This window comes from Xenorhabdus littoralis (genome assembly GCF_033949345.1).
Taxonomy (GTDB): Bacteria; Pseudomonadota; Gammaproteobacteria; order Enterobacterales; family Enterobacteriaceae; genus Xenorhabdus; species Xenorhabdus littoralis.
In genome coordinates this window covers 1-785 of the sequence record NZ_VCDP01000193.1, presented here as the reverse complement: position 1 = coordinate 785, position 785 = coordinate 1, and the positions used below count along the sequence as shown (strand labels likewise).

Genomic DNA, 785 nt, shown 5'->3' with positions numbered 1-785 from the left:
TTATATTCACGGCTTCCCTTACCCGGCATTTTCAGGGCCGCCGACAAACGCAGCCACAGCCCCGGATCAGCCTGTGCCAGCACCCGGGCTTCCAGTCCGGTTTGCGGGGCTGACCACCAGACTTTACAGGTGGGATAGCCACCCCGGCCTGTATCGGGCCGGCCATTGTCCCAGCTCGCCATCCACGGAAAATGCGCTCTGGGTGTCCGTGATTGCAGCATAGTGTAATCCCCCGACAGGAACGTCTGACTCCCCAGCCAGTCGATATCCTTCAGCACCGCGGGATCATCAGTTTGCCCCTGATCGCGTTGTTTCCACTGATAAAGCGCCAGGGCATAGCAATCGTGGGTAAAATCCTGCAATTCTGCTGCCAGGGCGGCGTTGGCAATACGGGTATGCTGCACTTCAAAACGCAGTTGCCGCAGATCCGGGCGACAGGGCACTGACGCGATCGCCGCCTGGGTCAGTCCTTTCGATAACCGGTGCACCACCGCCCACCAGACTGGCACGGCAGCCGTGTGTTCGCCCAGACTGGAAATCACCGGCGCATACCCCGTTTCCTGTGGTGATTTCGGCGTCCAGGTGCCGCAGGTTCTGGCCCGGGACGGATCATATTGCAGGGTACTGAGGCTGACCTGAACCAGCGGAACACAACAGGCGATCATGACAAAGAACGCCCCGTACAGGGTATTTTCGAGACGGGAGAGCGACCGGAGCCCCGCATTGCCTTCTTCCACGCTGTCTTCACGGATTTTCAGCCACAGCGCCATGATTTTAAACAACAA

1 protein-coding gene is annotated in these 785 nt (G+C 59.1%); it reads right to left on the bottom strand.

From position 1 onward, the window contains the following. Positions 1–785 (bottom strand): conjugal transfer protein TraG N-terminal domain-containing protein (locus tag FE394_RS20150; protein WP_319927916.1); only part of this gene is annotated, 785 nt, incomplete at both ends.